At 45.1% G+C, this 7,265-nt stretch carries 7 protein-coding genes and 1 pseudogene; 3 read left to right on the plus strand and 5 right to left on the minus strand.

What is annotated here, in order from left to right; all coding sequences use genetic code 11:
* Positions 1-102 precede the first annotated feature (102 nt).
* The 5 genes from ychF to lolB all read right to left on the minus strand — a co-directional run bounded on the left by ychF (position 103) and on the right by lolB (position 4,487).
* Complete coding sequence (gene ychF / locus BCT81_RS12825) at positions 103-1,194, minus strand: redox-regulated ATPase YchF (RefSeq protein ID WP_063523318.1); 1,092 nt, start codon at positions 1,192-1,194, stop codon at positions 103-105.
* Positions 1,195-1,204: 10 nt separating this feature from the next.
* Entirely contained in the window at positions 1,205-1,795 is a 591-nt protein-coding gene (pth, locus tag BCT81_RS12830) for an aminoacyl-tRNA hydrolase (protein WP_004739815.1), read from the minus strand.
* A 200-nt stretch (positions 1,796-1,995) separates the two neighbouring features.
* Positions 1,996-2,940 (minus strand): ribose-phosphate pyrophosphokinase, encoded by a 945-nt coding sequence (locus tag BCT81_RS12835; protein WP_004739814.1) that lies wholly within the window; start codon positions 2,938-2,940, stop codon positions 1,996-1,998.
* Positions 2,941-2,967: 27 nt separating this feature from the next.
* A complete protein-coding gene (gene ispE / locus BCT81_RS12840) occupies positions 2,968-3,843 on the minus strand; it encodes a 4-(cytidine 5'-diphospho)-2-C-methyl-D-erythritol kinase (RefSeq protein ID WP_102424663.1) in 876 nt (291 codons plus the stop codon).
* Positions 3,840-4,487 carry a lipoprotein insertase outer membrane protein LolB gene (lolB, locus tag BCT81_RS12845; RefSeq protein WP_061034148.1) on the minus strand — a complete coding sequence of 216 codons (648 nt, stop codon included), beginning with the start codon at positions 4,485-4,487 and terminating at the stop codon, positions 3,840-3,842. Before lolB ends, ispE begins: the two co-directional genes overlap by 4 nt.
* A 160-nt stretch (positions 4,488-4,647) precedes the next feature.
* Between lolB and hemA the strand changes: the two genes are divergently transcribed.
* The 3 genes and pseudogenes from hemA to BCT81_RS12860 form a co-directional block, all read left to right on the plus strand.
* Positions 4,648-5,907: a glutamyl-tRNA reductase gene (hemA, locus tag BCT81_RS12850; RefSeq protein WP_008224514.1), complete on the plus strand. Its 1,260-nt coding sequence runs from the start codon at positions 4,648-4,650 to the stop codon at positions 5,905-5,907.
* A gap of 28 nt (positions 5,908-5,935) precedes the next feature.
* Positions 5,936-7,024, plus strand: a complete 1,089-nt coding sequence (gene prfA, locus BCT81_RS12855; protein WP_102424664.1) for a peptide chain release factor 1 — start codon at positions 5,936-5,938, stop codon at positions 7,022-7,024.
* Positions 7,025-7,029: 5 nt separating this feature from the next.
* A pseudogene (locus tag BCT81_RS12860) lies at positions 7,030-7,265 on the plus strand (protein-(glutamine-N5) methyltransferase, release factor-specific); the annotation flags it as partial.

A 7,265-nucleotide genomic window follows, 5' to 3' on the forward strand; every position in this document is an offset into this window, starting at 1 on the left:
ATATATAGGAAGTTAACTTTCTGATGTCGAACTCTTGCTAAAGAGTAAAAACAAAAAGGCCAGTGAAATTCACTGGCCTTTTAACCGATATTTAATCAGCAATTATACGTTGAAGCGGAAGTGAACAACGTCGCCATCTTTTACGATGTATTCTTTGCCTTCAAGACGCCATTTACCTGCGTCTTTTGCACCGCTCTCACCGTTAAATTCGATGAAGTGATCAAAACCAACAACTTCAGCTCGGATGAAGCCTTTTTCGAAGTCAGTGTGGATCTTACCAGCCGCTTGTGGCGCAGTTGCACCTACAGGAATTGTCCAAGCGCGAACTTCTTTAACGCCCGCTGTGAAGTAAGTTTGAAGAGTAAGTAGTTCGTAACCAGAGCGGATCACTCGGTTTAGACCTGGTTCTTCGATACCCATGTCCGCTAGGAACTCTTCACGATCTTCGTCGTCAAGCTCAGAAAGCTCAGATTCGATAGCAGCACATACAGCAACAACAACGTTGTTCTCTTTTGCAGCGTATTCACGAACAGCATCGAGGTAAGGGTTGTTTTCAAAACCATCTTCAGCAACGTTTGCGATGTACATTGTTGGCTTAAGTGTTAGGAAGTTTAGGTAGCCGATTGCTGCCGCTTCTTCTTTCGCTAGTTCAACAGTACGCGCCATACCACCTTCAGTAAGAACTGGTAGTAGCTTTTCTAATACAGTGATTTCGAATTTAGCGTCTTTGTCGCCGCCTTTTGCTTTCTTAGCGTTGCGTTGAATTGCACGCTCACAGCTGTCTAAGTCAGCCAGTGCAAGTTCAAGGTTGATCACTTCGATATCTTCGATTGGAGATACTTTGCCAGAAACGTGAACGATGTTTTCGTTTTCAAAGCAGCGTACAACGTGACCGATCGCGTCAGTTTCACGGATGTTCGCTAGGAATTTGTTACCAAGACCTTCACCTTTAGATGCACCAGCAACTAGGCCAGCGATATCAACGAATTCCATCGTTGTTGGAAGGATCTTTTGTGGATTAACAATTTTTGCTAATGCATCTAAGCGTAGATCTGGAACTGGAACGATACCTGTGTTTGGTTCGATCGTACAAAATGGAAAGTTTGCTGCTTCGATGCCTGCTTTAGTCAGTGCGTTAAACAGAGTTGACTTACCAACGTTTGGTAGACCAACGATGCCACATTTAAAACCCATGATATAAACCTTATTCTGCTTTGAACGTATGTAAGCGATTTTGTGCTTTTGGTAGGCCATCTTTTAATAAGATGTCTAGGCTGCGAACCGATTCGTCAACGACGGCCTCGATACACTCTTGCTCTTTTTGCGGAGCTTTGCCTAATACATAACCTGCAACTTTATCTTTGTGTCCAGGATGGCCGATGCCTAATCTCAGACGATAGAATTCTTTATTGTTACCCTGCTTGCTGATGATGTCTTTTAGACCGTTGTGTCCACCATGACCACCACCTTTTTTGAACTTTCCAATACCAGGAGGAAGGTCTAACTCATCATGAGCAACCATGATCTCTTCTGGTTTAATTTGGTAGAACTTTGCCAAAGCTGCAACTGCTTTGCCTGACAAGTTCATAAAAGTCGTTGGGATCAGCAAACGAAGATCTTCACCGTGAACCATGATACGACCCGTTAGGCCAAAGAACTTTGGTTCGTTCTTCAGTGTTACGTTGTGTACACGTGCTAATTCTTCAACTACCCAAGCACCCGCATTGTGGCGAGTTTTGGCGTATTCTGGACCTGGATTAGCCAGTCCAACGAGAAGTTTTATTTGTTGGCTCAAGGTATGGATCTCTCTTGGGATTTCAAAAAGCGCCGTATGATATCACAGTTTATGAAAAAGGTGCGAGCTAGCTGATGGCACCATGATTATTCCAAGCTGTGATAAACAACAGTCACCAGATATAAAAAAAGCACTTCATCAAATGAAGTGCTTAATGTCTTTCTCTAACGAGTTTCTAAAACAAAGCTAAATAGCCTTGATTAGTTGAACATCGCTGAGATTGATTCTTCGTTGCTGATACGACGAATCGCTTCAGCAAGCATGCGAGAAAGGCTAAGTGTTGTTACTTTACCTGTCGCAGCCATCTCTGGAGATAGAGAGATAGAATCCGTTACGATAACTTGGTCTAGAACAGAGTTCTTGATGTTGTTCGCAGCAGTACCAGAGAAAACAGCGTGAGTTGCGTAAGCGAATACACGCTTAGCACCGCGCTCTTTAAGCGCTTCAGCTGCTTTACATAGTGTGCCACCTGTATCGATCATGTCATCAACGATAACACAGTCGCGGCCTTCAACATCACCGATTAGGTTCATTACTTCAGAAACGTTAGCACGTGGACGACGCTTATCAACGATAGCGATATCAACGTCACCTAGCGCTTTAGCCGTTGCACGAGCACGTACAACACCACCAAGGTCTGGAGAAACCACAACTGGGTTTTCTAGGCCACGGTTAGCCATGTCTTCTAGAAGAACTGGAGTACCGAAGATGTTATCAACTGGTACATCGAAGAAGCCTTGGATTTGCTCTGCGTGTAGGTCGATAGTAAGAACGCGGTCTACGCCAACGTTAGAAAGGAAATCTGCAACAACTTTTGCAGTAATTGGCACACGTGCAGAACGTACACGACGATCTTGACGGGCATAACCGAAGTAAGGGATTACAGCAGTAATACGGCCAGCAGAAGCACGGCGCATTGCGTCAATCATTACCACCAATTCCATTAGGTTGTCATTGGTTGGTGCACAAGTTGATTGAATCAGGAATACATCGCTACCACGAACGTTTTCATTGATTTGAACAGCGACTTCGCCATCAGAAAAACGGTCTACAGTAGCATCGCCAAGAGAGATGTATAGACGATCAGCAATACGTTGGGCTAGTTCAGGTGTTGCGTTACCAGCAAATAGCTTCATATCAGGCACGGTGGAAACCTCGGGTTGCGTCCAGTTTTAAATAGATTGTGGGTGGGCTGAGTGGTATTCAGCCAACGTTTCTTTTAAAGGAGAAGTGTTTCGTCCTTTCGCTACAAATGCGGAAACGGTGTCAGGCAGTTTTTCTAGCACCAATTCGGCTTCTTTTTTGCTGCTAAATTCAGCAAAAACGCACGAACCTGTGCCAGTCAATCTCGACGGCGCGTATTGTAGCAGCCATGAAAGTTGCTTATCAACCTCTGGGTACAGCATTCGAACAATTTTTTCGCAATCGTTTACGTATTCTTGCTCTAGAAGCGTTGATAGCGCTCGCTTTGGCGTATTTCTGGTTAATTCTGGATGTGTGAATATGTCTACAGTTGCTATGCTCACTTGAGGCTTAACCACGAGATACCATTTTTCATCCGGATTAGCAGGTAGCAACTGCTCACCAACGCCTTCAGCAAACGCGGCATGGCCTCGCACAAACACTGGTACATCAGCGCCAAGGTTCAGACCGATCTCTGCAAGTTGATCATCAGAAAGATTCAGTTGCCACAAGTAATTAAGCGCCACTAACACAGTTGCAGCATTTGAAGAGCCTCCGCCAATACCACCACCCATTGGTAGCACTTTCTTTAACTCAATATCGGCACCGAAAGAGGTCGAGGTGTACTGTTGAAGTGCAGTAGCGGCTTTCCAAATTAGGTTATCTTCAAGCGCTACACCAGGTATTTCTGGCGTGATGGTTATCGAGCTCGTTTCTGAGTTTGCGGTAACCGTCAGTTCATCACCAAAGTCAACGAACTGAAAGAGTGTTTGAAGCTCGTGGTAACCATTATCACGTCGGCCAGTGATATAAAGAAATAGATTCAGCTTTGCTGGAGAAGGCCAGTGTGTTGGTGTTGTAATCATTTTTTCAGTGTCCACTTTGAAACTACGATGTTGATTTTGTTTTGGTCTTGCTTGAAAGAGAGTCGAGTAGGGAGCGGAATCGTCTCCACATTTACTTTGTCTTCACCAGATTGCAGCGTACTCGGCATCTCTGTATTGCGATAGTTAGCAAAACTCAGAGTCCATAGTTGGTTGCTGACTTGCTTGGTCAGTGACTCAAGGGTGTTGGTTGTATTTAGCTGATAGCTATCCGCTTGGTCTGGAATGCCAAGGAACCATTGTGGCAGATGATCAACAGGGATCTTCAAGCCTGTAAGCTGCTCAACCAAAATAGAGGCGCTCGCGTGGGTAAATACTTGGTCATCATAAGTGACAACTTTGGCGCCAGATGGATCAATGGTCAGGTTTAATGCGGTTTGACCAAGGAAAGTGGTGAGTCTTAATTGGCTTTGATTTGGAGAGTGCTTCCAAACGAAATTGAGGCTTTGGCGCTGCTCGGGAGAGATGTAGGCAAGCTTACCTGAAGCTTGATAGTTTTCTATCTGTAATAGGCGGCTTTGGTGTGTTTGCCATTCAACACTCGTCGGTTGTTCCGGGATAGACGAGCAACCCACCATGATTATGGTAATAAAAATAAGAGACGCGATTTTACGAAGCTTGCCCATATTTGCTCACAACTTGTTCAAATTCATCTAAAAAACGCTTCAACTATAGCATTGAATTCACGAACTCAGGAAAACAAATCCCGCTTGCTCTTTAAATAGAGCCATGCATCAAGTAAAATTCGCCCCTTGTTTCCATTCCCTGATCGAGAACTTCTGATACATGTCTTTGCTTGCCGTAGGTATCAATCACAATACAGCGTCGGTTGAATTGCGAGAAAAAGTCGCTTTTGGTCCAGATAAACTGTCTGAGGCACTCAAGCAACTTAACGCAAATGCACACGTAAATGGAAGTGTCATACTTTCTACCTGTAACCGAACTGAAGTGTATTGTGACGTTAAAAGCGGAGCAAAAAACAAGCTTATCGATTGGTTGTCGGTTTTCCACCAAGTGAGCCCTGAAGAGCTAAAGCCAAGTCTTTATATCCATGAAGAGCAGGCTGCCATTAAACATTTAATGCGCGTTGCTTGTGGTTTGGACTCTTTGGTTTTGGGTGAGCCGCAAATCTTAGGTCAGGTTAAGCAAGCTTATACAGACTCTCGTGGTAGTAAATCTGTTGATGCTTCAATGGAAAAGCTGTTCCAGAAATCATTTTCTGTGGCGAAGCGCGTTCGAACTGAAACAGAAATCGGCGGAAGTGCGGTGTCTGTGGCTTACGCAGCTTGTACTCTAGCTAAACATATTTTTGAGTCGATTGCGGATTCTACTGTGCTGTTAGTTGGTGCTGGTGAAACGATTGAACTCGTGGCTAAGCATCTTTCAGCAAATGGCTGTACTAAAATGATTGTGGCTAACCGAACTCGTGAGCGTGCTTTAGGGCTAGCCGAAGAGTTTGGTGCGGAAGTGATCAGCTTAAATGAAATTCCGGACCATCTGCACAGAGCTGATATTGTGATCAGTTCAACCGCAAGCCCGCTGCCAATTATTGGTAAAGGTATGGTTGAGACCGCTCTAAAGACAAGAAAGCATCAACCTATGTTATTGGTTGATATTGCGGTGCCTCGTGATGTGGAATCACAGGTTGGCGAACTGAACGATGCTTACTTGTATTCGGTTGATGATTTGCAGTCGATTGTTGATGGCAACATCGAGCAACGTAAAGTGGAAGCAATCCAAGCTGAAGCGATCGTCAGTGAAGAAAGTGCCGCGTTCATGAGTTGGATGCGCTCACTACAAGCGGTCGACAGTATTCGTGAGTACCGAAAGTCAGCGAATGAAATTCGCGAAGAATTATTGAGTAAAAGTTTACAATCACTTGCCGCTGGCGGTGACCCTGAGAAAGTTTTACTAGAGCTTAGTAATAAGCTCACAAACAAATTGATCCATGCTCCAACCCGCGCACTACAAAGTGCTGCTGAGCAAGGAGAACCTGCGAAATTAACGGTCATTAGACAGAGTTTGGGCCTAGAAGACCCTCAATAATATTAGACCTCCAACAAGATAAGACATTATGAAAGCCTCGATTCTAGTAAAGCTTGAAACACTTGTTGAACGCTACGAAGAAGTTCAACACCTGCTTGGCGATCCAGATGTGATCGGTGATCAAAACAAATTCCGTGCACTATCTAAAGAGTACTCTCAGTTAGAAGAAGTGACTAAGTGCTTCCAAGCTTACCAGCAAGCTCAAGACGATCTAGAAGCTGCCGAAGATATGGCGCAGGAAGACGACGAAGAGATGCGCGAAATGGCGCAGGAAGAGATTAAAGAAGCGAAAGAGGCGATTGAGCGTCTAACTGATGAGCTTCAGATTCTTCTTTTACCTAAAGATCCAAACGATGAGCGTAACTGTTTCCTAGAGATCCGTGCCGGTGCCGGTGGTGATGAAGCGGGTATCTTCGCGGGTAACCTTTTCCGTATGTACTCTAAGTTTGCAGAGAAGAAAGGCTGGCGCGTTGAAGTAATGAGCAGCAATGACTCAGAGCAAGGCGGCTACAAAGAGATGATCGCTAAAGTAAGCGGTGACGGTGTTTACGGAGTAATGAAGTTTGAATCAGGCGGTCACCGTGTTCAACGTGTACCAGAGACTGAATCTCAAGGCCGTGTTCATACTTCTGCATGTACTGTTGCTGTTATGCCAGAAATCCCAGAAGCGGATCTTCCAGAAATTAAGGCTGCAGACCTGAAAATCGATACCTTCCGTGCATCTGGCGCGGGTGGTCAGCACGTTAACACCACGGATTCAGCTATCCGTATTACTCACTTGCCAACAGGTACAGTAGTAGAGTGTCAGGACGAGCGTTCTCAACACAAAAACAAAGCGAAGGCGATGGCTGTTCTTGCTGCGCGTATTGTACAAGCTGAAGAAGAGCGCCGTGCGGCTGAAGTATCTGACACGCGTCGTAACCTACTAGGCTCGGGTGACCGTAGTGACCGTATCCGTACTTACAACTACCCGCAAGGTCGTGTTTCTGATCACCGCATCAACTTAACACTTTACCGCCTGAACGAAGTGTTAGAAGGTGACATGCAAAGCCTGATTGATCCGGTTCTACAAGAGCACCAAGCAGACCAACTTGCTGCGCTAGCTGAGAACAACTAAACCTTATGCAATCTGCCTATACGGTTGAAAGTGCATTAAAAGCAGCAATCGTAGCGCTTCAAGAGGGTGACAACACGTCACCCTCAATTGATGCTGCGGTACTGCTTTGTCACGCTTTAGATAAACCACGATCTTACCTGTTAACTTGGCCTGAGAAGTACCTCACCTCAGAGCAAGAGTCTGAATTTCAAGCCCTTTTAAAACGTCGTTTAACTGGTGAGCCTGTGGCTTACATTGTCGG

It is taken from the genome of Vibrio sp. 10N.261.52.A1 (assembly GCF_002876325.1).
GTDB lineage: Bacteria > Pseudomonadota > Gammaproteobacteria > Enterobacterales > Vibrionaceae > Vibrio > Vibrio chagasii.